Annotated in this window: 14 protein-coding genes and 3 pseudogenes; 12 read left to right on the top strand and 5 right to left on the bottom strand. The window is 63.4% G+C overall.

Annotated features, from left to right (window positions below):
• Nucleotides 1-48: 48 nt before the first annotated feature.
• Nucleotides 49-1,662 carry a long-chain-fatty-acid--CoA ligase gene (locus KDD17_RS04855; protein WP_212705530.1) on the bottom strand — a complete coding sequence of 538 codons (1,614 nt, stop codon included), beginning with the start codon at nucleotides 1,660-1,662 and terminating at the stop codon, nucleotides 49-51.
• Between the two features lie 193 nt (nucleotides 1,663-1,855).
• Between KDD17_RS04855 and KDD17_RS04850 the strand changes: the two genes are divergently transcribed.
• Nucleotides 1,856-2,662: a substrate-binding periplasmic protein gene (locus KDD17_RS04850; protein ID WP_212705529.1), complete on the top strand. Its 807-nt coding sequence runs from the start codon at nucleotides 1,856-1,858 to the stop codon at nucleotides 2,660-2,662.
• A 62-nt stretch (nucleotides 2,663-2,724) separates the two neighbouring features.
• Nucleotides 2,725-3,897 carry a sensor histidine kinase gene (locus tag KDD17_RS04845; RefSeq protein ID WP_212705528.1) on the top strand — a complete coding sequence of 391 codons (1,173 nt, stop codon included), beginning with the start codon at nucleotides 2,725-2,727 and terminating at the stop codon, nucleotides 3,895-3,897.
• Nucleotides 3,898-4,124: 227 nt separating this feature from the next.
• Here KDD17_RS04845 and KDD17_RS04840 read toward each other — a convergent pair whose 3' ends face one another.
• The 3 genes from KDD17_RS04840 to KDD17_RS04830 all read right to left on the bottom strand — a co-directional run bounded on the left by KDD17_RS04840 (nucleotide 4,125) and on the right by KDD17_RS04830 (nucleotide 10,946).
• Entirely contained in the window at nucleotides 4,125-6,458 is a 2,334-nt protein-coding gene (locus tag KDD17_RS04840; RefSeq protein WP_212705527.1) for a glycosyltransferase family 2 protein, read from the bottom strand.
• The gene (locus KDD17_RS04835) at nucleotides 6,455-10,537 is read right to left on the bottom strand and encodes a glycosyltransferase family protein (RefSeq protein ID WP_212705526.1); all 4,083 of its coding nucleotides are present in this window, start codon (nucleotides 10,535-10,537) and stop codon (nucleotides 6,455-6,457) included. The genes KDD17_RS04840 and KDD17_RS04835 overlap by 4 nt, the downstream gene beginning before the upstream one ends.
• Nucleotides 10,538-10,664: 127 nt before the next feature.
• Nucleotides 10,665-10,946, bottom strand: a complete 282-nt coding sequence (locus KDD17_RS04830; RefSeq protein ID WP_212705525.1) for a hypothetical protein — start codon at nucleotides 10,944-10,946, stop codon at nucleotides 10,665-10,667.
• A 422-nt stretch (nucleotides 10,947-11,368) separates the two neighbouring features.
• On the opposite strand from KDD17_RS04830, the gene KDD17_RS04825 reads away from it, so the two are divergent.
• The 10 genes and pseudogenes from KDD17_RS04825 (at nucleotide 11,369) to cysG (ending at nucleotide 25,428) form a co-directional block, all read left to right on the top strand.
• A complete protein-coding gene (locus KDD17_RS04825) occupies nucleotides 11,369-11,953 on the top strand; it encodes an ANTAR domain-containing response regulator (RefSeq protein ID WP_212705524.1) in 585 nt (194 codons plus the stop codon).
• Complete coding sequence (locus tag KDD17_RS04820; RefSeq protein WP_212705523.1) at nucleotides 11,950-13,122, top strand: ABC transporter substrate-binding protein; 1,173 nt, start codon at nucleotides 11,950-11,952, stop codon at nucleotides 13,120-13,122. The genes KDD17_RS04825 and KDD17_RS04820 overlap by 4 nt, the downstream gene beginning before the upstream one ends.
• Before the next feature lie 260 nt (nucleotides 13,123-13,382).
• Nucleotides 13,383-14,744 carry a CmpA/NrtA family ABC transporter substrate-binding protein gene (locus tag KDD17_RS04815; protein ID WP_212705522.1) on the top strand — a complete coding sequence of 454 codons (1,362 nt, stop codon included), beginning with the start codon at nucleotides 13,383-13,385 and terminating at the stop codon, nucleotides 14,742-14,744.
• A gap of 78 nt (nucleotides 14,745-14,822) precedes the next feature.
• Nucleotides 14,823-15,905, top strand: coding sequence for an ABC transporter permease (locus tag KDD17_RS04810; RefSeq protein WP_212705521.1), 1,083 nt, complete (start codon nucleotides 14,823-14,825; stop codon nucleotides 15,903-15,905).
• Nucleotides 15,906-15,910: 5 nt separating this feature from the next.
• Nucleotides 15,911-17,610: pseudogene (locus KDD17_RS04805) on the top strand (ABC transporter ATP-binding protein).
• 3 nt (nucleotides 17,611-17,613) lie between these two features.
• Entirely contained in the window at nucleotides 17,614-20,043 is a 2,430-nt protein-coding gene (nirB, locus tag KDD17_RS04800) for a nitrite reductase large subunit NirB (protein ID WP_212705520.1), read from the top strand.
• Nucleotides 20,040-20,372, top strand: a complete 333-nt coding sequence (gene nirD, locus KDD17_RS04795) for a nitrite reductase small subunit NirD (RefSeq protein ID WP_212705519.1) — start codon at nucleotides 20,040-20,042, stop codon at nucleotides 20,370-20,372. Before nirB ends, nirD begins: the two co-directional genes overlap by 4 nt.
• Nucleotides 20,369-22,968 (top strand): annotated as a pseudogene (locus KDD17_RS04790) (molybdopterin-dependent oxidoreductase). Before nirD ends, KDD17_RS04790 begins: the two are co-directional and overlap by 4 nt.
• Complete coding sequence (locus tag KDD17_RS04785; protein WP_212705518.1) at nucleotides 22,965-23,933, top strand: glycosyl transferase family protein; 969 nt, start codon at nucleotides 22,965-22,967, stop codon at nucleotides 23,931-23,933. The pseudogene KDD17_RS04790 and the gene KDD17_RS04785 overlap by 4 nt, the downstream one beginning before the upstream one ends.
• 13 nt (nucleotides 23,934-23,946) lie before the next feature.
• Nucleotides 23,947-25,428: a siroheme synthase CysG gene (cysG, locus tag KDD17_RS04780; RefSeq protein ID WP_212705517.1), complete on the top strand. Its 1,482-nt coding sequence runs from the start codon at nucleotides 23,947-23,949 to the stop codon at nucleotides 25,426-25,428.
• Nucleotides 25,429-25,448: 20 nt separating this feature from the next.
• Here cysG and KDD17_RS18730 read toward each other — a convergent pair.
• Nucleotides 25,449-25,583 (bottom strand): annotated as a pseudogene (locus KDD17_RS18730) (IS3 family transposase); the annotation flags it as partial.
• Between the last annotated feature and the right edge of the window lie 27 nt (nucleotides 25,584-25,610).

Raw genomic sequence — 25,610 nt, 5'->3', positions numbered from 1 at the left:
CCCGGCAGTGGCGGGCGGTGCGCCGTGCTGCACCCCCCTGCCCGACCGCTATCCCGCGATCAGCACCTGACCGTATTCCTCGCGCAGCTTGTTCTTTTGCACCTTGCCCGTCGATCCGATGGGCAGCTCATCGACAAAGATCACGCGGTCGGGGATCTGCCAGCTTTCCACCTCGCCCTTGAAGGAGGCGAGCAGTTCTTCCTCGGTGACGTCACCGGCCTTGATCACCACCAGCACCGGGCGTTCGTCCCATTTGGGATGGGCGGCGGCGATGGCGGCGGCGTTGGCGACACCCGGATGCGCGATGGCGATGTTTTCCAGCGTCACGGTCGAAATCCACTCGCCCCCCGATTTGATGATGTCCTTCGAGCGGTCGCGGATGATCATGAACCCCTCGGCATCGATGGTCGCCACGTCGCCCGTGTCGAACCAACCGTCGTCGGTGAGCGCCGGCGTGTCCTTGCCGAAATACGTATCCACGATCCAGAGACCGCGAATTTGCAGATCACCCTGCGCCGCGCCGTCGTGGGGCAGCGGCGCGCCCGCCTCGTCCACGATGCGCAGATCGACGCCGTAGGGCGGGCGCCCCTGCCCCAGCCGCAGCGCCGCCTGCGCCTCGGGCGTAAGGCTGCGGTGGCTGGCGAGCAGTTGGTTCATCGTGCCCAGCGGTGAGGTTTCCGTCATCCCCCAGGCGTGGATCAACTCCACCCCGTATTCGGCAAATTTCGGGATCATCGAGGGCGGCAGCGCCGAGCCACCGACCACCGTGCGCGTCATCGAGGGGATCTTTGATCCCGTCTCTTTCAACGCCCCCAGCAGGCCCATCCAGATCGTCGGCACCCCCAGCGCCAGCGTCACCTCCGCCGCGTCGATGAGGTTCACAAGGCTTTTGCCATCGAGGTTCGGGCCGGGCAGCACCAGCTTGCAGCCCGTACCGGCCGCAATATAGGGAACGCCCCAGGCGTTGACGTGGAACATCGGCACCACCGGCAGCACCGTATCCATGGCCGAGATGTTGATCCCGTCAGGCTGGTTGCCCGCAATCGAGTGCAGCACGGTCGAGCGGTGCGAATAGAGCACCCCCTTTGGATCGCCCGTGGTGCCGGAGGTGTAGCACAGGCTCGACGCGGCGTTCTCATCCAGATCGGGCCACGGCTCCGACGCGTCGCCCTCGGCCAGCAGCTCATCGTAGAACAGGATACCCGGCACGGCCTCGGCGGCGGCCTCATCGCGCGGGCCCATCAGCACGATGTGCTTGCAATGCTTGAGCGCCGGCGCAAGCTTGCCCGCTGCGGGCACGAATGTTGCGTCGATGAACAGCACCTGATCTTCGGCGTGATTGATGACATAGACCATCTGTTCGGGGCCCATGCGCGGATTGATCGTGTGGCAGACAAAACCGCCCCCCGCGACGCCGAAATAGATCTCAAGATGGCGGCGGTTGTTCCACGCAATCGTGCCGCAGCGCGCGCCGGGCTCAAGCCCCCGCTTGCGCAGCGCCGAGGCCAGCGCGCGGGCGTTGGCGCCCACCTGCCCCCAGGTGGTCCGCTCTGTTCCGCCGGTCGTTTCGACCGAGATGATCTCGCCCTGCGCGTGCCAGCGCGCGGCATGGTCGATCAGGCTGCCGATGGTCAGCGATTGGGTCATCATTTGTCCGAGCATGGCGGCACTCCTTGTCTGTTGTGTCCTATGGGCGCGCGCGCACGGCCCGTGGCCTCGCAGTAAGGCGCAAGCCTGCGGCGCTGTCCACAAAAACCACCGCGCCCGAACGCAGCGTCGCAGAGCCGGGACACATTCAACCTTTATTGAGAGCTTGGCGCTAGGCTCACGATGAGACCGGTTCAGGAATTTTGTTATGTCCTCTCTTTTCCAGCGATTGTGCTGTTTCACCTTTGTGCTGGCGTGCATACTGGCGCCGCAGGTTGCCCATGCGCAGGACCGTACACTGCGCATGGCCTACGAGGAATTTGACCCGTATTCCTTCACCGACGAAAACGGCCAGGCCCGCGGCCTGTCGGTCGATCTGTTTCGCCATATTGCGGAGGCTGCGGGCTATTCCGCCGATTTCGTCAAAGCCGAAAACCCCGGCGACGCGCTAGACATGCTCAACGCGGGCGCGGCAGAGCTTACCTCGCTGCTGGCGTTGACCCCCGCGCGGCTTGACCGCGGGCTGGCGACCGATCCGCTTGGCGCCTTTGAATCGCGGGCCTTCGCGCTCAGGCGCAGCGGGCGGCGCACCGTCGAGGATCTGGCTGGCGCGCGTGTGGGCGTGGTACGCGGCAGCTACGCACTGGCCACGGCGGGCGCCATTCCGTTTGTGCAACTGGTGGAGTTTGCGCAGACCGACGATATGGTGGTACCCCTGTTGAGCGGAGAGATCGACGCCGTCGTCTCCGCCGGTGACAGCTTTCGCGCGCGCCTGCGGGCCATGGAGGTGTCGGACGCGGTGCACAGCGTCACCCCTGCCCTTGCCGTCAGCCCCTACGGATTTGTCATCGCACCCGAGCGCGCGGATGTGCAGGCCGCCTTCAACGCGGCCATTGCCGCCGATCTGTCGCAGGCCCAGCTTGCCACGCTGCGGCGCCTGTGGTTCGGCAGTGACCGCCGCCTGACCGAAACGCCGCTGTTCTGGGCGATCCTCGGGGGGCGGTCAGCGTCCTGACACTCCTGCTGTGGAGCGCGGTTCAAATTCTGCGCAACAAACGTCGCGCGGATGATCTGATCGTGGAAAACCGTGAGAATGCCCTGCTGATCGCCGCCCTCGATCAGGTGGCGGGTGCGATCATGATCTACGACAGCGACATGCGCGCGCTGCATTGGAACAAAGGGTTCGAGGCAACATTCCCTTTCCTGATCGAGCCGTGCAAAGGCGGCGCTACCATGCGCGAACTGATGCAACTGGCCCGCGCCCACGGAAACCTGCCCGAAGGCGTGACGCCGCAAGGCGCGCAGGCCTTCACCGATCAGCGCATCGCACAGATCCGGGCCGGACGGGCAGAGCCGATGACGATCCACTGCCCCGATGGCAGCGTGATCGAGGCGCGCGATTTTCAGCTTGGTCCGGAAAATTTCGCGTCGATCCGGGTGGATGTGACGCGGCTCCAGCAACAGCGCGACCTGATCGCGCGGCAGGCGGACAAGCTGTCGACTACCAACCAGCAACTGGGTGAATTTGCTGCGATTGCCGCACATGACCTGCGCGCCCCCCTGTCGCGGCAAAGCATGATGCTGGAACTCATCGCAGAAATCCTTGCCGAGGACGGGCGCGACCTGCCTGCGGAAGCGCAAAAATACTGGAGCCTCGTCGAGGAAGGCAGCACCCGGATGAAACAACTTGTCGAGGATCTGCTGGAATACGCTCAGATCGAGACCGACGCGTCCGCGCTCGAGACCTTTTGCGCCGCAACCGCGATGCAGGAATGTCTGGCGCTCTTGACCATCCCCGACGGATTTGACGTGCGCCTGCCGCCAGAGGCCCCGATGCTGCGGGGCAGCGCCACGGCCTTCAAGGCAGTGCTACGCAACCTGATTTCCAACGCGATCAAACATCATGATGCGCCCATCGGCAGGATCGACGTGACCTGCACCGTTACCGCCCGGACCGCCTGTATCCGGGTGCAGGATGACGGCCCCGGCGTGCCCGATCGTTTCAAGAAAAAGATATTCGAGCCATTCCAGCGCCTGTCGAAAAATACCAGCGGTAGCGGTCTTGGCCTCGCGTATATTCGCAAGACGGTCGAAAATTGGGGCGGCACCGCACGGATCGACGATGCCGAGGGGCACGGCAGCGTATTTTCGATCACTGCCCCGCTGGCCACGGCCAATGTAATCCCTTTGGCCGAAGCACGCGCTGCCGCGCCTCAGCCTCCTGTGCCTGCCCACGCGCGGCGGCGCTAGGCCCGACTGCGCCAGGGCGCCTCCGGCAAGACAAACAGATTTTGGCGGAAGCTTAGGTACAGGCGCGCCCGCAGCCTCGCACGTCCCTGTCGAAAGGCAAGGTTCCAGACCGTTCGGGACCTAAACCCGTTTGTCGGCGTGCGTAGTGGCATGGGCACGAAAAGCTGTCATCTCCCCCCGTGCCCGGCTGGTGCGGGCCGTAGGAGCAAAGCCGGTCCGGACCCGCCTTAGCCCGGCAACGGTTCCGCCGGGAAAATTGCGCGATTTCCCGCGCGCCCGAACCGGATGAAATGGATGAACGCAAACATGCCTGCCTCCAAGACGTCCGGATTGGCCTCGTAATAGCGTAGCGTGTCAAAATCCGGCCCCGGATTGCGGCACTCAAACGCGCCGACATGCAGGTAGTGCAAGGCCGGATCGGCCCCGCTTTCGGCCACATCCGGGTAAGTGGTCTGGTACCACGCAGGATCGAATTCGGGCGCGTCCTTGATCGCGGCGATCAGGATTGCGGAGGTTTTGGGTAAACCCTTGGCGTTCTTGTCGAAGGTGCCTCGCACGCCGTGCGTATCCTTTTCGAGCAAGCGTGCGCGCGATTTATCCAGCAGCTCACGCCGTGTCATGGACGGGCTGTCGTCCTTGACCGGTTGGACGGTGCTCTCGGCGCTGACGACCGGCAGCGTCAGGCGGTCGATTTGCGCCTGTGAGCGATTGAGGGGGCTAGGGTGCGCGATCGACAGGCCCGCGTCCCTCGCCAGTTTGGCCGTTCCCAGAACATGGTGCAGATAGCGTGTCGTACGCTCGATCTCTTTAGCGATGCTTGAAAGCCGCGCGTGCAGCTCAGGCATCCGGTCATTGACCGCAAGCGCGCGCAGAACGTCATAGGTTTCCTTCACGACGTCGGGGACTTGCGCGGCATGCATCACGTCAGCTTCCGAGTGCGCAAATGCGGCAACGGAGCCTTGAAGCGCGGCATTGATATCGTCACCGTCGGCCCGGTGCGCACGCGGCCACTGTGGCTTGATCGCGCGCAGGAATCTATCTGCAGCGGCTTCCCAGTCACTGGTCATGTCCGCAATCTCAACGATGTGGCGCGGCAGATCACGGCTCTCGCGCTCCATACGGATTATACGTCGCGCCCACAGGAGCGCCCCAACCTCGACGGGGATACCCATTTGCTGTTGGATCCTTTTTGCGGCGGTCAGCGGGTTATCCAGAACCAGTGCCACGTGAAGGCCGAGATAGTTCGCCTTTGCCACATCGCGCCACAGCGGCAACAGCGCGTCCAGGGTTGGGTCGCACAAGACCGCAAAATCAAGATCGGCGTGCTGGGCCAAGAGCAATTCCATCACCGTCACATGCCATGATTTGGCCGATGTCCCCTTGAACCATTCCGGCGGCGGATCCCGGAAATCCAACGCGGCGCGCTCCATCTCGGACAGGATCGCGCGGTGCGCATCCAAAAGCAGATCAGAAGGCCCCGCATCGGGGCGCCCGCCGGGGGCGCCCAGCTTTTGCAGAAAGTCCGCGACTGTGTTTGCCGCATTCTCTTCGGCGCCCATGACCAGCACCAGATCTCCGACGGTGTTGTCCTGAAGCAAAGGGACCGGCGGCGCGGCTTCGGGCGATACTGTGTCGGCGGTCGGCTGCGGCATGATCCGGTCGAGCAGTTGCAGGATCACGGGCTCCTCGACCAGATATCCATTTGCCAGATCCCGCATGACCCGCTTGCGGTCAGGCAGGGCGTCACAGAAAGCAGGCCAGATCGAATTGGCACGTTCGGCCATGTATTGCCAGCGCCGGTATTTCCACGATGTCTGGATGGCCACGCCGGGCGTGCGCGCGACCGCACTTTCGATGCGCTGCACAGAGCGTTGCAGCTCGACGCGCGACCGGATCGGAAAATGAAAGATTTCCACTTCGCAAGCCGCAGGATTTGGCAATGTGCGATCGTAGTGCCCGGTATGTGCACCGCGCACGACATATTGCAGCCCCTGCGCAGGGAAAATCATTTTTCCATGTAGCTGATAGTAGAAGAGCGGGTGGTCGAGCTCCAGTTCGGCGATGCCGACCAGATCATTCGGAATTTCGGGAAAGGTCGGCGGCGTTGCCGGCCGGTAGGTCAGTGCCTGCCGCCAATCGGTGTGGTCAAGCGCATCGCGCGGGCCGATCATCTGATGACGCACGCAGGTCAGCATCGTCTCGTGACCATCTAGGGGTGGCAGGGCGTCCTTGAGATTGCCGGTCGGCGACCACCAGAATTCATCCGCGTCGTTGCAGATGATCCACTCCGCGCCGAAAGTCTCGCGGGCCATGACGGCCATCCGGGTCATCCAGACGTCCTGAAGGTAGTCTTGCGACGGCTCGTCGAGGATCGTGATTTTCCGGTCTGCGGCAAAAGGTTCAAGCACGGCGCGCGTGCCATCGACAGAGCCGTTGTCCATCACGATGATATGGTCGACCCCCTGATCGAGGTGAAAGGCGATATTCTGCCCGATGATATCGGCCTCGTCACGCACCAGGATTGTCATCACCAGCGGGTATTTCTGCGTGCGCTGGCTCATGTGTCTGTCCGTTCGAGAAGATACAACTGGCGCCCGCCGTCCTGCAAAGAGGTCACGACAATGCGTCGGCCATCCCTCGACGGAACCGGGTGCAAGTCGCAGCGGAAGGGCCCGTGATGCGGGACGTGGCCGGTGAACCGGGCCAACCTGTTGGTCTGCCCCGTCGTCTGGTCGATCTGGATAATATCGATTTCCTCGGCGTAGGGGGTATCGTAAATGGCCTGATCGGGGTCGTCGGGAATGTGCCGAAAGTGGACATTCGCGGTGATGGTGTCAGGAAACGGTGTCGTTTTTTCACGCCCCCGAGGTACCGCATCGCGGATCATGGCAAAGCATTTTTCGGCCTGATGCCAGAAATAGAGCCGCTCATCATCCAGCCACATCACGTGGCTTGTCCCCCGTTCGAGCAGCGCAAGCTCCGTACCATCCATATTGCACGTAACGCTGACGCCCATAAGGCCGCTCCAGCCGCCTTTCAGATCCGCATCGCGCCACCGCAGCTTGGCCGTAAAGCGACGGCCGTCGGGCGAAATCTTCACGTGGTTGAACCAATGCACGTATGCGCCTGACAGATGTACCGCACGCTCTTCCTCCGGCAGCTGTTCGGCCAGGAACGCAACCGCCCGCGCCAGCGGCAAGATCAGCTGCGGCGCCCCGTCCCGTATCCTCAGATCAAGCCGCCACATGCCGTCATCCTGCGGCGCGCCGACGTCCAGCCCGGCACCGGCCCCGCCGGTATACCCGTATCCCGGTCGGGCCGCGTCGAGCCGGGCCATATTGACCGAAAGCGCGCTGTGCCCGTCCGGTGACAGCGCATAGATGGGACGCGCAATCGTTCGCGTGCGTCCGCTTTCCAGATCGAAGATACGCGCAACGAACCTGTCCCCGTCATTACCATCGCCCTGGGTGGCGGGAATGCGGTCGTTCCAGACCATGCGCTGACCACCCGGCAGCCACTGCGCCATCGGACCCTGCTGCCAACTCCAGGCGCGGCTGATCCCGATGGGCACAAACCCGCCCTGCGCCACATCGACGATACCGATCTGCACGGCATCCTCGGAGGTCATCCAGCGCCCTTCAAAATTCATCCGGTAGGCGGCGATGCGCGTTGCGTCATCGTTCAGGATCGGGATGTCGTAATAGCTGTGGGCGTGATACTGCCCGGCGCCGCTGCCAAAGGTCAGCTGTCTGACCGTCCAGCCGTCGGCCGTGGTTGCATCCCACGCCCCGCGCGTCACCCGGTAACGGTTTGCGCGGTCGGAGCGGCTGCGCAGCAGCGCCGCGGCCTGCGACAGCTGCGCGATGCGGGCCTGCCAGCTTTCCGCGATACCGGGGCGCCTGAGCGGCACGCGCGTCAGATCATCCAGCGCGATCCGGCCCCCGTTTTTTTCGAGATACGCAAGGATCCTGCCGCCGTAGCGTGATCCTGCGGGGCTGGCACCGGGTGCTGCGCGCCGCCGCTCGAGCGAGCCCGCAAGCCCGTCTGTCCATTTGTAGTGCCACACACGGAACGGCAGATGCGCCCGAAATGCCGATGCCTTGATCCGCGGAAATTCGGTGAGCGGCATGCCGTAGAGATGGTGCCGGGGCGCAAGATCCTTAGGGTGATGCCCGCCAAGGGTGGGCAGCACATCGCCTCGGTGCAACATCAGCTTGATGGTCCCCGTCGCGTCCCCTGCCCCCGGTGTCTTTCCCAAGGCGATGCCGACATCTGCCGCCACGGGAAACTGCTGGCCCAGATCCGTGTCCGCCGCGACCGCGCGCAGCGACCCATCGGCGCTGATCCGGTCGATCATCGGGCCCTGCACGCAGCGGATCTGGTGGATTGCGCAGTAGGTCGTCAGTTCCTTCAGGGTGCACGGATAGTCATGAAACTCGTCCACATCTGCATTCAGGATCCAATCCTCTGCCGAGGCCGTCCTGATCTGCAAATCGGATCGGCGCTTCCACATCTCCGCGCTGGTATACTCGCCGATCCAAACCTCCGGCTCGGCTGTGCCCGCCTCGTCCAGAAACGCGCGCGCCTCGGCAAGTGACGCGCTCTCCGCCGTGCGCGCGTTGAGTATGAAATGCATACGCGCGGGCGCCACGCCAAGGCTTTGGTAGTGGCGCACGAAATGTGGCAGCAACCGCAGATCACTGTTGGCATCGCTGACACCGTCGACGCCGACGCAGGACAAAAGACGCGGCGTATCCAGTGCGGCCTTTGCAACGCCCGCGCCATCGCCCAACGAGGCCAGATGCTGGGCGTGCCTTGCCTCGATCTCCGCCTTGTCGCGGAGCCATTCGGGGGCTTCCCGAAAGGCAGCAAGCCGGGCCGTGACGTCTGCCGATGTCAGTGCCGTGACGGGGAGAGGAGCTTTCTCGGTCAAGCCGATCCGGGTGAGAAACGCGCCGATGTCATCGGGGAATTCCCGCCGGTCGATCCGCACATTCCGTGCGCCTTCCGCGCGCGGCAAGCGGAGCTGAGCGATGTCTTCGGGCCGCTCCAACGCGTGCAGCGCGACCTTGAGATCAGGCTGACGGGCCGCCTCGCGGTCCCAGTACGCCCGCGCGTATTCCATGAATCGGGCGTGTTTGCGCGAATGCACCACGACCTTGCGGAAGATATCGACAAAGCTTTGCTCGGCATCGTGCAACCCGACCGGCAGATCGCAGTCGATCCAGGGGGAGCCCGCATTTTTCATCTGCCGCTTGATGTAGGATTCGGGACGCCTTTGCGCCGGGTCGAAATCGCAGGTGTCGAGGATCTGGTGCAAGAGCGACGTCCGGTACAGGTGTTGACCTGCAACGCGCCACTGGCCCAGCAGCGGGTCCGCGACCTGACCGCTGATCCCCAGGATATTCGCGTCCTGACGGTTTGCCTGCGCCACCAGATCGGCGATGGCGCCGGGGCGCAACAGCACGTCGGCGTCCAGAAACAGCGTCCATTTGGCGCCCGCCAGCGTGCCACGCTCGCAGGCCTTGCGGATTGCGGTCGCAAAGGGGACTTCACGCAGCAGCGCGACCTTGGCCGCGCCCACCTGCTCGGCGGCGAGGTGTTGTGCAAGCGCCTGCGTCCGCTCCCCCGCCGCGCGCACGACGACAAAGACGTCACCGCCGGACGCGGCAGGATTGGCAATCGCGGATGCCTCGGCCCGCATGATCCGCATCTGTTTGCGCCATCCCCCTGCGGGCGCCCCTGCTCCGTCTTTCAGGGCGACGTTCTCCAGCGGCATCCTGCCGTGTTCGCCGAGATATTCGAGGATCTTGCCGCCGTATTCCTCGCCCGCCGGGCTGACACCGTCGGTCGCGATGCGCTTGCGCACGGACGGTATCCGGCTCGCCGTCCATTTGAAATGCGCGCTGGTGAAGGGAAAGGCAAAGCGATAGGCCGGATCGGCAATCGCCGCGATCTGGTGCAGCGGGCGTCCGGCCAGAAACCGCGGCACGACGCCCCGTTTGCCTTCGGCGGCATCTGCGATGATGCCTTCGGGATTGTGGCCACCGCGACGCGGGAATACCTGCGCGCTGTGCAGCATCAGTTTGGTGGTGGCCGAGATTCCGTGATGTTTGCCCGTGCCAAAGATATGAAACGACGCCTCGCCCTCGATCGGGAACTGCGCAGCCTGGGACGGTGACTCCCGAACCGCAGCCAGAACGCCATTCGGCGCAAAGCGATCAATCTGGAGCCCTTGCACACAGTTCACACCAATCTGCAGGCAATGGGCCACGACGTCGGCGAGCGGTGCCGGAAAGTGATAATGCTCATCGATGTCGGAATTGACGATCCAGTCAGCGGGGCCTGCGACCTCCTCTTGCAACGCCCGCCGCTGCGCCCACATCGCATCGCTTGTGTAGTCGCCGATCCAGCGTTTGGGGGGTGCGGCGCCAAAAGACCGCAAGACAGTCGCGGCGCGCAGAATGTCGTCGCCATCCTCGGACGTGCCCTGAAGGATGATGTGCATATTCTCGGGCGCGATCCCGATCGACGCGTAATGCGCAAGGAAATGCGGCAGCATATCCAGATCAAGCGCCGCCCCCAGGCAGGAGACCAGCCGGATCACTACACCGCCGCCGACTGGTCGATCATCCCCCATACCGGGCCCCGCAGCGTTCGGTCGTGCTCAAATTTCGACGCGGGGCGTACCCGCGTATGGCATTCGTATCGGGTGCCGGGTCGTCTGCCCTGCAAAGGGGGGTCAACTGCTGCATGCGCGTGTCCAGTCAAAGAGTGTCGTAAATTGGCGTGCGATCCTTGGTCACCTTCTTGAACCGCAAAAGGAATTTTGTAGCCACCAATGAGGGCTGCGCCGGTGTCATAAAATGCACTTTCCGGGTAATTTTCGTTCGGCGTCCCGCAACCAGCGCGGGTGTGGCATATTTGAAGCGATTTGCAACGTGCTGCAAGCCGCTCTTGCACACGCCCGCTTCAAAACGCGCAAAACCCGTCGCGCGCCCGTCATGATTGCCATGACCTTCAGGATACGCCCCCTTAAACGACCACACGTCTAGTAAACCCTCACAACAGCAGCGCCAACGGCGACGAAAGACGCAGGCAACCGCCCTTGACCACGCGCGACCCATTTGATCGACCCGGCACTGCGGCAAGGTCTACCGGAGGCTGGGACGCGATTTTCCATCACAAGGACCGCTTTCCGGCCCAGTCCTTCCCACGCCCCGAACGCGGCAGCCTTCGCAAACAGCCACAGGCCCACACGCGGCGACGCTGTCCGGACCCGAGGGCTTTGCTGCTCAAGAAGAACGCGGTGCCGGGCACATCGGGGCGACGGCCCCCTTTGGCAGAGCAATCGCCGCCATTGCGGGCTGACCCGGAAAACTCCGCCGATAATTTAAGCATCCGTCGGCTTCCGCGTGTCCGAGCCATACTTATTCTTGTTTTTTCACAAAGGCAGTGAAACCCGAAAGGAATGAAGAACGATCTTTCCATTGTGATTGTCGAACAGGATGCCGAAAGGGCCGAGCAGATCGTCAATGCGCTCGCCTCTGCGTCTTTGGGAAAGGTCGAGGTCTTGACAGAGCGCGGCACACTCGCCGCACGGATAAAGACGATCAACCCGGATGTCGTGCTGATCGATGTCAGCGATCCGTCGCGTGACACGCTGGAGGAATTGACGCTCGCCGCCGATCCGATGACGCGGCCGGTCGCGATGTTTGTGGAGCATGACAACGCCGGTCTTGCGCAATCGGCGATCGAGGCGGGCGTTTCAGCCTATGTTGTGGACGGGCTCAGCGCCAAGCGTTTGCGCCCCATCCTCGAAGCGGCGATCACGCGGTTCAATATGTTCGGCCGTTTGCGCAAGGAGTTGGAACAATCCAAGCGCGCCCTTGAGGAGCGCAAGGTGATCGACCGCGCCAAGGGCATCTTGATGAAAGCACGCGGTGTGGACGAGGAGGAAGCCTATGCGTTGCTGCGCCGTACCGCCATGGATCAGGGCCGCAAGGTTGCCGATGTGGCGCAAGGATTGGTGACGGCGGCGGGGCTTTTGTCATGACCACCGTCTCGATCGGATATGTGCCCTTGCTTGATGCCGCCCCCCTCATCATCGCACAGGAAATGGGATTTGCGCGCGAAGAAGGGCTCGATCTGAACCTTCGGCCTGCGCCGTCATGGTCCTCGGTGCGCGACATGCTCAGCTTTGGCGCGGTGGATGCGGCACATATGCTGGCGCCCTTGCCGATCGCCTCGGCCCTTGGTCTGGGGGCTGGCACCGCGCCAATGTGTGCCGTCTCCGTGCTGTCGATGAACGGCTCGGTCATCGGAGTGTCAAAGGCGCTGGCGGACAAATTGCGCGCAGCCGGGCATGATTTCGGGTTCACCGATGCCCGCCCGGCGGGCACGGCGCTGATTGCGGCGACCCGCGCACCGCTGCGCATCGGCGTGCCCTTTCCGTTTTCCATGCACGCCGAATTGCTGATTTACTGGCTCTCGGCCCTTGGCCTGCCCGCGCCGCAAAACGTCGACATCCGCACGGTGCCACCCTCGTCCATGGCCGATGCGTTGGCCGCGGACGAGATTGATGCCTTTTGCGTGGGCGAACCCTGGGGCTCGCTGGTGGTGGAACAGGATGTGGGTCAGCTGCTGCTGCCGTGCAGTACGATCTGGCGCAGCTTTCCCGAAAAAGTCTTGGCGATGCGCACGACCTGGGCCGAGGAAAATCCCGTGCTTTGCGGCAAGCTCGTGCGCGCATTGGTCAAGGCGGCCGCATGGTTGGCCAATCCCACGTCCCCCGCGCTCACCGCCGAGATGCTCGCGCGGCCGGACTATCTGAACCTGCCGTGGGATATACTTGAGCGCGCGCTAACGGGGCATCTGGTGATTTCAGCGCGGGGCGAGCGGCGCCATGTGCCGAATTTTGTCACCTTCCACCACGGGGCCGCGACGTTCCCGTGGCGCTCGCAGGCGGAGTGGATCGGGCTGCAACTGGCGCGCCGCACGGGCCTGGACCGGACGCAGTCGATGGCGGCGGCAAGCGCTGTCTTTCGTCCCGACATCCACCGCGCCGCGCTGGAGGGATCGGGCATGGATGTGCCCGGCGCATCCAGCCGTGTTGAGGGTGCGCTGGCCCATCCGACGGCAGTCGCGTCCGCCCTGGGGCAGATCACCCTGATGCCCGATCAATTCTTCGATGGCCGCGTTTTTGACCCGCGCGCGCCTGAATGACCAAAAAACGGGCGCGCGGCACGGCAACGGGCGCCGCAATGCAGAAAAATCGGCGGCGCTAAATTTCTGCGCTTGCAAACACCCCCGACTCACCGCTTACTTGAAGCGTGGCAGGCAACGATGTCTGCCCTGGAATACCCCCAAAGTCTGGGCTCCGTGAGCAATGCCGCTCGACCCTGTGCATCCTCCCTGCACTGGATCGAAGCGGCTTTTTTCGTTTTTCAGCCCCATGGCTGAACGCCTTTCAAAAGGAATGCACCATGCAAAGATTCCTCCTCCCCCTTGCCGCCACAACCGCGCTTTGCGCGCCTGCCTGGGCGCAAGACCTCGAAGTTGACGAGCTGACCTTCGGCTTTATCAAACTGACCGACATGGCCCCGCTGGCCGTCGCCTACGAGCAAGGCTATTTCGACGACGAGGGTCTGTTCGTGACCCTTGAGGCACAGGCGAACTGGAAGGTCCTGCTCGACGGTGTGATCGACGGCACGCTGGAAGGCGCGCACATGCTGGCAGGCCAGCCTATTGCTGCCACCATCGGGTATGGCACGCAGGCCAACATCATCACGCCCTTTTCGATGGATTTGAACGGCAACGGTATCACCGTATCCAACGAGGTATGGGACATGATGCGCCCCCATATCTCCAGCATGGAGGATGGCCGCCCGCAGCACCCGATCAGCGCCGAGGCGTTGAAGCCGGTGGTGGAGGAATTCGCCGCGCGCGGTGAGCCATTCAACATGGGCATGGTCTTTCCGGTGTCCACCCACAATTACGAGTTGCGCTATTGGCTCGCCTCTGGCGGTCTGCACCCCGGTTTTTACAGCCCCGAAAACGTCACCGGCCAGATTGGCGCCGATGTGTTCCTTTCCGTGACCCCTCCACCACAAATGCCCGCCACGCTGGAGGCCGGTACGATCCACGGCTATTGCGTGGGCGAGCCCTGGAACCAACAAGCGGTGGCCAAAGGCATCGGGGTGCCGGTCATCACCGACTACGAGATCTGGAAAAACAACCCCGAGAAAGTCTTTGGCATCACCGAAGAATTCGCCGAAGCCAACCCCAATACCACAAAGGCGATTGTGCGTGCGCTGATCCGCGCGGGTATGTGGCTCGACGAGAATGACAACGCCAACCGCATGGAAGCGGTCGAGTTGCTGAGCCAGCCTGAGTATGTTGGGGCCGATGCAGATGTGATCGCAGCCTCGATGACCGGTACGTTCGAGTATGAGAAGGGTGACGTGCGCGACATCCCCGATTTCAACGTCTTCTTCCGCTACAATGCGACCTATCCCTACTACTCCGATGCGGTCTGGTATCTGACCCAGATGCGCCGCTGGGGCCAGATCGCCGAGACCCAGACAGACGCGTGGTATGACGAGGTGGCCAAATCGGTGTACCGCCCCGACATCTATCTGGCCGCCGCGCGCAGCCTCGTGGATGAGGGTCTGGCGAATGAGGCAGACTTCCCCTGGGACACAAACGGCTACCGCCCGGCGACCCCCGAAGGCGATATCATCGACGGTGTGGTCTATGACGGCACAACACCGAACGCCTACATCGACAGCCTGACCATTGGCCTGAAATCAGGTGAAACGGTCAAGGATGGCGAAGTCGTCAACTGACCCGACAGGCCGCGCAGGGCATGACTTTGCGCGGCCACCTCCCCTCCCATTCGCAACACGCCAGCCGGAGCATCCCCGATGACAACCGTTGACCCGAGTTTTGAAACCGAGGCCGCCAAGGCCGCCCGCAAGGCGCGGCTTTTCTCGCGCATCACCACCGCCGACAAATGGTTCAGCGTCATTGGCCTGACATGGGTCACGCCCCTGCTGCGGGCCGCTGCCGGTGACAACCCCAAGGGGCAAATCAAGGAGATCTGGCGTTTGCTGGTCGTGCCGCTTCTGGCCATCGTGATTTTTCTGGCGCTCTGGGCCACGCTGGCACCCCGCGTGGTCACGTCGCTCGGTGCCATTCCCGGCCCCGCTGCCGTCTGGACCGAAGCGGTCAACCTGCACGAGGACGCGCAGCGCAAGGCCGACAAAGAAGCCGCATTCATGGAGCGCGTGGACGCCCGCAACCAGCGCCTGATCGACGCGGGGCGCGCGGATGAGGTCAAGCAGATCGCCTTTACCGGGCCGCCGTCCTATTACGACCAGATCTGGACGTCGATCGGCACGGTGTTCTTTGGTTTTCTGATCGCCTCCGCCGTTGCGATCCCGTTGGGCATTGCGGCGGGCCTGTCGCCGACGGCCAACGCGGCGCTCAACCCGCTCATTCAGATTTTCAAGCCCGTCTCGCCGCTGGCATGGCTGCCGATTGTGACGATGGTCGTCTCGGCGGTTTATGTGACCAACGATGGATTGTTTGCGAAATCCTTCCTCGTCTCGGCGATCACCGTGACGCTGTGCTCGCTTTGGCCCACGCTGATCAACACCGCCCTCGGCGTGGCCAGCATCGACAAGGATCTCGTCAGCGTCAGCCGTGTGCTGAAAATGAACACCTACACCAAGATCACCAAACTGGTGCTGCCCTCGGCGCTGCCGCTGATCTTTACCGGTCTGCGTCTGAGCCTCGGCGTCGGCTGGATGGTTCTGATCGCGGCGGAAATGCTCGCGCAGAACCCCGGCCTTGGCAAATTCGTCTGGGATGAATTCCAGAACGGATCGTCCCAATCGCTGGCCAAGATCATCGTCGCCGTGCTGACCATCGGCATCATCGGGTTCCTCTTGGATCGAGTGATGTACGCACTGCAATCCCTGTTCACATTCTCGAATAACCGGTGAGCGATATGGCAATCCTATCTTTCGACAACCTGTGTCGCGGCTTTGGCCAGGGGACCGACCGCGCTGAAATCCTGCGCAATATCTCCCTGGACGTCGAGGAGGGCGAGTTCATCGCCATCCTCGGGTTCTCGGGCACGGGCAAGACCACGCTGATCAACATGGTGGCGGGGCTGGACACCCCCGATACGGGATCGGTGACCTTCAAGGGTCAGCCCATCACAGGCCCCGGCCCCGAGCGCGGATTGGTATTTCAATCCTATTCGCTGATGCCGTGGCTGACGGTGAAGGGCAACGTCCTGCTCGCGGTCGAGGCGGTCTTTCCCAAGCTGTCCAAGGCGGAAAAATCCGCAAAGGCCGACCACTACATCGACATGGTGGGACTGGGCCACGCATCCGCGCGCCGTCCGGCAGAGCTGTCGGGGGCATGCGTCAGCGGGTTTCCGTGGCGCGGGCGCTCGCGATGGACCCCGAGTTGTTGCTGCTGGATGAGCCATTGTCCGCGCTGGATGCGCTGACGCGGGCAAATCTGGCCGATGAAATCCTCGAGATCTGGGAGCAGGACAAAAAGACCTGCCTGCTGATCACCAATGACGTGGATGAGGCAATCCTGATGGCCGACCGCGTGATCGTACTGAACCCGGATGGCACGCTGGCCGACCCGTTTCCCGTCACGCTGGCCCGCCCGCGCGACCGATCTGCGATGAACACGGATGACGCGTTCAAGGCCCTGCGCGCCGAGATCACCAAGTACCTGATGGATGTGGGTATCGAGGCAAAGGTCGAGGAAACCCGCACCCTGCCGAATGTCACGCCGATCCACGCCGTCCCCGCGGCTGTGAAAGCCGCGCAAGCCAGCCCGCTGGAGGAGCGCTATCTCACCTTCTCGAAGCTCGACAAGGTCTACCCCACGCCTAAAGGTCCGCTGACGGTGGTGGAAGACTTCGACCTCAAGGTGAACAAGGGCGAGTTCATCTCGCTGATCGGGCACTCGGGCTGCGGCAAATCCACGGTTCTGACAATGGCCGCGGGCCTGAACCCCATCTCCAGCGGTGCGATACGCCTGGATGGCTGGCACGTGGAGGGGGCCGACCCCGAGCGCGCCGTGGTGTTCCAGTCGCCCAACCTCTTTCCATGGCTGACGGCCAAGGAAAACGTCTCGATCGGGGTGGATAAAGTGTATCCGAATGCGTCGCGTGCCGAGCGTCAGGATGTGGTGGAATACTACCTCGAGCGCGTGGGCCTTGCCGACAGCATGGACAAGGGCGCGGCGGATCTGTCGAACGGCATGAAACAGCGGGTGGGCATCGCGCGGGCCTTTGCGCTGTCGCCCAAGCTGCTGCTCTTGGACGAACCCTTTGGCATGCTCGACAGCCTCACCCGGTGGGAACTGCAGGAAGTCCTGATGGAGGTCTGGTCGCGCACCAAGGTCACCGCCATTTGCGTCACCCACGATGTGGACGAGGCGATCTTGCTGGCTGACCGCGTGGTGATGATGACCAACGGTCCGCAAGCGACCATCGGCAAGATCACGGATGTAAAACTGCCCCGCCCGCGCACCCGCAAAGCGCTGCTGGAGCACCCCGACTACTATACCTACCGTCAGGAAGTGCTCGATTTCCTTGAGGAATACGAGCACGGCGCGAAGCCCAAGACGCCCACCTCCGGCGGGACACCTAAATCCAAACCAGCCATTGCGGCGGAGTAGATCATGACACAGAAACTGATCGTTATCGGGGCCGGCATGGCCACGGGGCGGATGCTGGAGACGCTTGTCGAACAGCACGCGGACTTCGACATCACGCTCTTCAACGCCGAGCCGCGCGGCAATTACAACCGCATCATGCTCTCACCCGTTCTGTCGGGCGAGAAGACCTATGCCGAGATCGTCACACATGATGACGATTGGTATACGGCATCGGGCATCACTTGCCGCTTTGGCGAGCGGATCGCGGGTATCAACACCGCCGCAAAGACCGTTACGGCAGAGAACGGCGATGTGCTGGAATATGACAAGTTGGTCTTTGGCACCGGCTCCAACCCCTTCATGATCCCGCTCCCCGGGCACGATCTGGAGGGCGTCATCGCCTACCGCGATCTGGAAGACACCCAGCGGATGATGGACCTGGGGGAGGGCAACAAGGTCGTCGTCATAGGCGGCGGCTTGCTGGGGCTTGAGGCGGCGGCAGGCATGGCTGCACGGGGCGTCGATGTCACCGTCGTGCATATCATGGACCACCTGATGGAGCGGCAGCTGGACGAGGCCGCGGGCTACCTGCTGCGCCGCGCGCTGGTTGATAAGGGCATCACCGTCAAATGCGCCGCCAACTCCAAGGAGATCCTCGGCGAGAAGGGCAAGGTGCGCGCCCTGCTGCTGGATGACGGAACCGAGCTTCCCTGCGACCTGCTGGTGATGGCCGTGGGCATCCGCCCGAACATCAAACTGGCAACGGAGGCCGGCCTTGCCGTCGGCAAAGGCATTCATGTGGATGACCAGATGGTCACCTCTGACGCCGATATCCTCGCCGTGGGCGAATGTGTGGAGCATCAAGGCGCGATCTTTGGCCTTGTCGCCCCGCTTTACGATCAGGCGAAGGTCGCGGCGCAGACGCTGATGGGGCAAGAGGCCGCCTTCGTGCAGAAGGAACTGTCCACCAAGCTCAAGGTCACCGGCTGTGACCTGTTCAGTGCGGGTGATTTCGCCGAAGGTGAGACGCGCGAGGACATCGTGTTCCGCGATCCGGCACGCGGTGTCTACAAACGGCTGGTGTTGGAAAACAATGTTGTCGTCGGGGCCGTGTTCTATGGCGACACCACCGACAGCAACTGGTTCTTTGGCCTGATCCGCGACAAGACCGATATCAGCGATATGCGCGAAACGCTGATCTTTGGCCCCAACATGCAAGGCGGTGAAGTGGACCCGTTGCAGGCCGTTGCAGCCTTACCGGCTGACGCAGAAATCTGCGGCTGCAACGGCATTTGCAAAGGTCAGATCGTAGAAGCCATCGAAGGCGGCGCCACCACGCTCGCCGACATCAAGGCAGGCACCAAGGCCAGCGGGTCCTGCGGGACGTGCACAGGATTGGTGGAGCAGGTTCTTGCCGTCACCCTGGGCGATGACTTTGTCGTTCCAGCGGCGGCATCGGTCTGCGGCTGTACGGAGCTTACCCACGAGGACGTGCGCCGCCTGATCAAGAGCCAGGGGCTGAAATCCCAGGACGCCGTCTGGCAGCAGCTGGCCTGGAGCACGCCCAACGGCTGTCATGTCTGCCGCCCCGCCATCAACTATTACCTGATCGCCGATTGGCCGCTGGAGTATCAAGACGACCCGCAATCGCGCTTTGTCAACGAACGCAACCACGCCAACATCCAGAAGGACGGCACCTATTCGGTGGTGCCGCGCATGTGGGGGGGCATCACCACGCCGGACGAGCTGCGCGCGATTGCGGATGCGGCGGACAAATACAACGTGCCCACGGTCAAGGTGACCGGCGGTCAGCGCATCGACCTGCTGGGCGTGCGAAAAGAGGACCTGCCCGCCATGTGGTACGATCTGAACAAGGCGGGAATGGTGTCGGGCCATGCCTATTCCAAAGGGCTGCGCACGGTGAAAACCTGTGTCGGTACGGACCATTGCCGCTTTGGCACGCAGGACAGCACGGGCCTTGGCATCAAGCTTGAGAAACTGCTTTGGGGGTCGTGGACACCGCACAAGGTCAAGCTCGGCGTTTCGGGCTGTCCGCGCAATTGCGCGGAGGCGACGTGCAAGGATGTGGGCATCATCTGCGTGGACAGCGGCTATGAAGTCTCCGTCGCGGGGGCCGCGGGCATGGACGTGCGCGAGACGGAGCTGCTCGCCAAGGTCCCGACCGAGGAAGAAGCCATCGCCGTGACCACCGCCTACATCCAGATCTACCGCGAGAACGCCAAATACCTTGATCGTGGCTACAAATGGGTCGCCAAAGTGGGCCTGGATTGGGTCAAGGAACAGGTGGTCGATGACCTTGAAAACCGCGCCGCACTGGTCGCCCGGTTCGAGCTGTCGCAATCCATCTATCGCAACGATCCATGGGCCGAACACGCGGCGAAGGCGGATGCCTATCAGCCGCTCGCAGATCTTACATTGGAGGCCGCAGAATGAGCTGGATTGACGTGGGCCATATCGACGACATCCCCCTGCGCGGGGCGCGTCTGGTCAAAACACCCGCGGGGTGCGTGGCGCTCTTTCGCACCAGCGAGGCCGAGGTCTTTGCCGCCTCCGACACCTGCCCTCACAAGGGCGGGCCGTTGTCCGAGGGGATCGTGCATGGCCGCTCTGTCACCTGTCCGCTGCACAACTGGGTGTTCTCGCTCGAGACGGGCGCGGCGCAGGGGGCGGATGAGGGGCAAATCCCCACCTATGAAGTGAAGCTCGAGGAGGGGCGCATCCTGCTCGACACGGCGGCACTCTCCGCGCGGGCTGCGGCATGACCACGCGCTCGACATGCCCCTATTGCGGGGTTGGCTGCGGCGTCTTGCTGACGGCTACGGACGCGGGCCTTGAGGTCAAGGGCGATCCAGATCACCTCGCCAATTTCGGGCGGCTGTGCTCGAAGGGGCTGGCGCTTGGCGAGACTGTCGGTCACGAAGGACGGCTCAACGCGCCAATGGTACAGGGTAAAGAAGTCGCATGGGACAACGCGCTGCAACTGGTGGCCGACAGGTTTGCGCAGACCATCGCGGCGCACGGGCCGGACAGCGTGGCGTTTTATCTCTCGGGCCAGATGCTGACCGAGGATTACTACGTCGCCAACAAGCTGGCCAAAGGCTTCATCGGCACGGCCAATATCGACACCAATTCACGGCTTTGCATGGCCTCGACCGTCGCGGGCCACAAACGCGCCTTCGGCAGCGACACCGTGCCCGGCACCTTTGAGGACCTCGAGCTGGCCGATACCATCGTGCTGGTCGGCAGCAACCTTGCCTGGTGCCATCCTGTCCTGCATCAGCGCATTCTGGCCGCAAAATCCGCGCGACCGCATATGAAACTCGTCGTGATCGACCCACGCCGGACCGCCACCTGTGATGCGGCTGATCTGCATCTGCCACTGGCGCCGGGGTCCGATGTGGCGCTGTTCAATCACTTGCTCACCCAAATCGACGATCAGGGCGCGATGGACGCAGGCTATGTCGCGGCCCACGTCGACGGCTACCCCGAGGCGCTGCGCTGCGCCCGCGCCAGCGACGTGGCAGCGACCGAGCTTGACGGCCACCAGTTGCGCGCCTTTGTGAACATCTGGCTGCGCTCGGAAAAAACGGTCACGATCTTCAGCCAGGGGGTGAACCAATCGACCAGCGGGGCCGACAAGGTCAACGCGATCCTGAATTGCCACCTTGCCACGGGCCGCATCGGTACGCCGGGCTGCGGGCCGTTTTCCGTGACGGGCCAGCCCAACGCCATGGGCGGGCGTGAAGTGGGCGGTCTGGCCAACATGCTGGCCTGCCACCTCGATCTGGAAAACCCCGCCCACCGCCACGCCGTGCGCCTGTTCTGGGAGGCGCCCCGGATGCCCGAGGCGGCAGGCCTCAAGGCTGTCGACATGTTCCGCGCCGAGGGCGCAGGCCGGATCAAGGCGCTTTGGATCATCCACACCAACCCTGCCGTCTCCATGCCCGACGCCGATGCCGTGGCCGCCGCGATCGCGGGCTGCGACTTTACGGTTGTCAGCGACGTGACGGGCCAGACCGATACCGCGCGGCTTGCCGATGTGCTTTTGCCCGCAAGTGCGTGGGGCGAAAAGGACGGCACCGTCACCAACTCCGACCGCACGATCAGCCGCCAGCGTGCCGTGCTGCCTGCCTTTGGCGGATCACGCCCAGATTGGGCGCAGCTTGCCGAGGTGGGGCGCCGGATGGGCTGGCGCGCGGCGTTTGATTTCACCAATCCTGCGGAGATTTTCCGCGAACACGCTGCCCTGTCGGGCATCGCTGGCGGGTTGGGGCGCGATTTTGACATCTCCGGCCACGCGGATCTGACAGATACGCAATATGACGCGCTTGCACCCTTCCGCTGGCCCCATGCCGCGCAAAAAGGTGGACGGTTCTTTGCAAAGGGGGGTTTTTCACCAAATCGGGCCGCGCCAACATGCTGCCGGTCACCCCTGCGCCGATGGCGCGGCCGACCGATGCGGCGTTTCCCTTTCGCCTCAACACCGGCCGGACCCGCGATCAGTGGCACACGATGACGCGCACGGGCAAATCCGCCCGGCTGTCTGCCCATCTGGCAGAGCCCTTCATCGAAATCCACCCGCGCGATGCCTCTGTCCACGGGATCACCGATGCAAGCCTCGTGCAGGTTACGGGCATCACCGGTACGGCTATCCTGCGCGCCTTGATCACCGACCGGGTGCGCAAGGGCGAGGTCTTTGCGCCGATCCACTGGACGGGCGAGACGGCGCCCAGCGGCCGCATTGATACGGTCGTTCCGGATGTCGTCGATCCCGTCTCCGGCCAGCCCGAAAGCAAAGGGGCCGTCGTCGCCCTGGCCCCCTATTCCGCCCGCTGGTATGGCTTTGCGGTCTCGCGCAAACCGCTGTCGCCCCAAAGCGCCTATTGGGCGCGGGTGCGCACCGATGCAGGCTGGCGGTGTGAGCTGGCCGGGCCCGAGGCACCGCAGGATTGGGAGAGCTACGCCCGTGATCTGCTCGGTGTGAATGATCTTGCCGCGCAAACGATAACGGATCCCAAGGGCGGCAGTTTCCGGGCCGTCTTTATGGGTGAGGCAGGCGTGGAGGCCGCAATATTCGTGTCGCCGAACCCGGTTTCGGTCATGCGCGACTATCTTGCCGATTTGCCCGATGACATGCTGTCAGGCCGCGCGCCCGTCGGGCGACCCGATCCCGGGCCGATCCTGTGCGCCTGCTTCAAGGTCGGGGTGAACACAATCCTGCGCGCGGTCGAGGCAGAGGGCCTCGCGTCGGTCGAACAGATTGGCGAGGCGCTTCAGGCGGGAACGAATTGCGGCTCCTGCCGCCCCGAGATCAAGGCGCTTCTTGGCGCGGGCATGCTGCGCGAGGCGGCAGAATGAGCATCGCGCCTTATGTGCGGATTTTGGGGCGCGGTCCCGGGCGCGCACGCTCCCTCGATCAGGATGAAGCGCGCGCGGCGATGGCGATCATTCTTTCGGGGCAAGCCGCACCCGAAGCCATCGGTGCCCTGCTCATGCTGATGCGCATGAAGGGCGAAACGGCGGCGGAGCTTGCCGGGTTTGTGCAGGCGGCCCGCGCCCAAATCGATGTGCCCCGCCTCGCCCCCGCACTGGATTGGCCAAGCTATGCTGCGGGACGGACCCGTGGCCTGCCGTGGTTCTTGCTCAGCGCGAAACTGGTGGCTCAGGCAGGCTATCCCGTTCTGCTGCACGGGTGGAATTCGCATCAATCAAGCCACGCGGACGTGCGGCGCGGCTGTCGGGCACTGGGCATTCACATCGCGACCGATCAGGCGACGGCGCAAGAGACGCTGGCGGCCCACGGCATTGCCTATCTGCCGCTTGAAATCCTCTCCCCGCCGATGTTTGCGCTTTTGCAACTGCGCGACACGTTTGGCCTGCGGTCGTGCATCAATACGGTTGTGCGCCTGCTCAATCCCTTTGCGGCAAATGCCGCGGTGCAGGGGGTTTTCCACCCCGTCTACCGCGAAATCCAGGCGGATGCCTCGGCGCTGCTGGGACAGAAAAACCTCAGCGTCATCAAGGGTGGCGGTGGCGAGTTCGAGCGGCATCCCAGCAAGGATATCGCCGCTTTTGGCTTGCGAAACGGTGCCCCATGGCAAGGCAAGGCTGCCGCGCAATTGGATGAGATCCGGCGTCTGGCCCCCGTCGCACCTGACGCGTCAGATCTCACGGCGCTATGGGCCGGCCAGCTGAAGGATCCCTTTGCGCAGGCGGTTGTCGAAGGGACCACGGCACTCGCGCTTGAGACTTTGGGCGTTGCGGACGCGGACAGCCGCGCCCGCGCTCTTTGGGAAAACCGGTCCCGTTCAAAAGCTGCCTGACAGGAGACTGCACATGAAAAGTTTTCCGATGTTCATCAAGACCACCAATCGCCGCGTGGTGATTGCCGGTGGGGGCGAGCAAGCCGCGCAAAAGGCGCGCCTGATGTTGAAGACCGATGCGCAGATCGTGCTATTGGCGGACCGCCTCGAGGATGAATTGCAGGGTTTGGTGGAAGCGCACCGCGCCACGCAGATGAAAGGCCCCATCAGCGCGTCCAGCTTTGAGGGGGCCGCCATGGTGTTTATCGGCACCGGATGCCCCGGCATCGACGCCAGCCTGCACGCGATTGCAAAGGCCGCGTCGGTGCCCGTCAATGTCGTCGACCAGCCGGATCTATGCGACATCACGACGCCTTCGCTGGTTGACCGTGAACCGGTCGTTGTGGCCATCGGAACCGAGGGCACGGCACCGGTACTGGCGCGTGGCATCAAAACCCAGATCGAGCAGTTGCTCGACCCCTCGCTGGGCAGCTTTGCCGCTCTTGCCGGGCGCATGCGCAGCGCGGTTGCGCAAAAAGTGCCGCGGGCCCAGCGGCGCGCGTTCTGGGGGTGGGCCTTTCGGGAGGCGCCCTGGCAGGCGCACAAACGCGGCGCGGAGCGTGAGGCCGCCACCCTGCTGAAAGAGGCGATCAGCAATGGCGGCGCGGTCGAGGCCGAAGCCACCGGGTCGATCTCGCTGGTGGGTGCAGGCCCGGGGGCGCGGGATCTGCTGACACTGCGGGCCGTCGAGCGCTTGCAAGAGGCCGATATCATCTTCTACGACCGGCTGGTGGATCCAGAGGTGCTTGAACTTGCCCGCCGCGACGCAGAGCGCGTGTTTGTCGGCAAAGTGGTGGGCGCCAGCGCATGGCCGCAGGAACGCATTTGCGCCGTGATCGTGGCTGCCGTGAAACAGGGCAAGCGGGTCGTGCGTCTGAAATCAGGCGATCCAATGCTGTTCGGCCGTGCCACGGAAGAATTGGATGCCGCCCGGGCGGCCGGAATTCCGATCGAAGTCGTTCCCGGAATAACGGCCGCGAGCGCCGCGGCGGCGGCCCTGCAGCGGCCGTTGACCAGTCGGGGAGAAACCGATACGGTGGTGTTTTCTACCGGCCAGACCCAGCCCGGTGCGGACACGCCCGATTGGCACAGCCGCGCCGTCCCAGGCACGACATTGGCGTTTTACATGGCCATCGGGAAATCCGCTGAAATCGCCGCGCAATTGATCGCGCGAGGGCTTCCCGCGTCAACAAAAGTGACCGTTGCGGCAAACGTCTCAAAACCATCCCAGAGTTTTGTCGAAACCTGCCTCGGGGCCCTCGATCGCGACCTGAAGAAACACCAAATCAACGGATGCAGCATCTTGTTGGTTACGTGCCCGCGCTCCGCACCGATGCAGAGCGCCGATAAACGCGAAGGAGCGTTTCGATCAACGGATTTCGCCGCACAGGCAAGGAGGGCTGACGCGGAACAGAGGTCGTTCCGTTTGTCTGAACATTTTCGACGCGTTTTGTAAGTAGCTTTCCCGCTCGGTGGAGCCGCCACCGGGATTGGTGACGACGGGTTGAGACATGCCTGATCGGGCGTTTGCCCGTCCAGCGATGAATGCGGTCTCCTTGAGTTGTGCAATGCCAGATTCCGGCGCAGGCCTTCCCGCGCGGCCACGACGCTGGCGGAAACAGATAAACATCGAACTGT

The sequence above is a fragment of the Sulfitobacter albidus genome, assembly GCF_018200035.1.
GTDB classification, from domain to species: domain Bacteria; phylum Pseudomonadota; class Alphaproteobacteria; order Rhodobacterales; family Rhodobacteraceae; genus Sulfitobacter; species Sulfitobacter albidus.
Note: the sequence above shows the minus strand (reverse complement) of the source record. Positions and strands in the feature narration are given on the sequence as shown.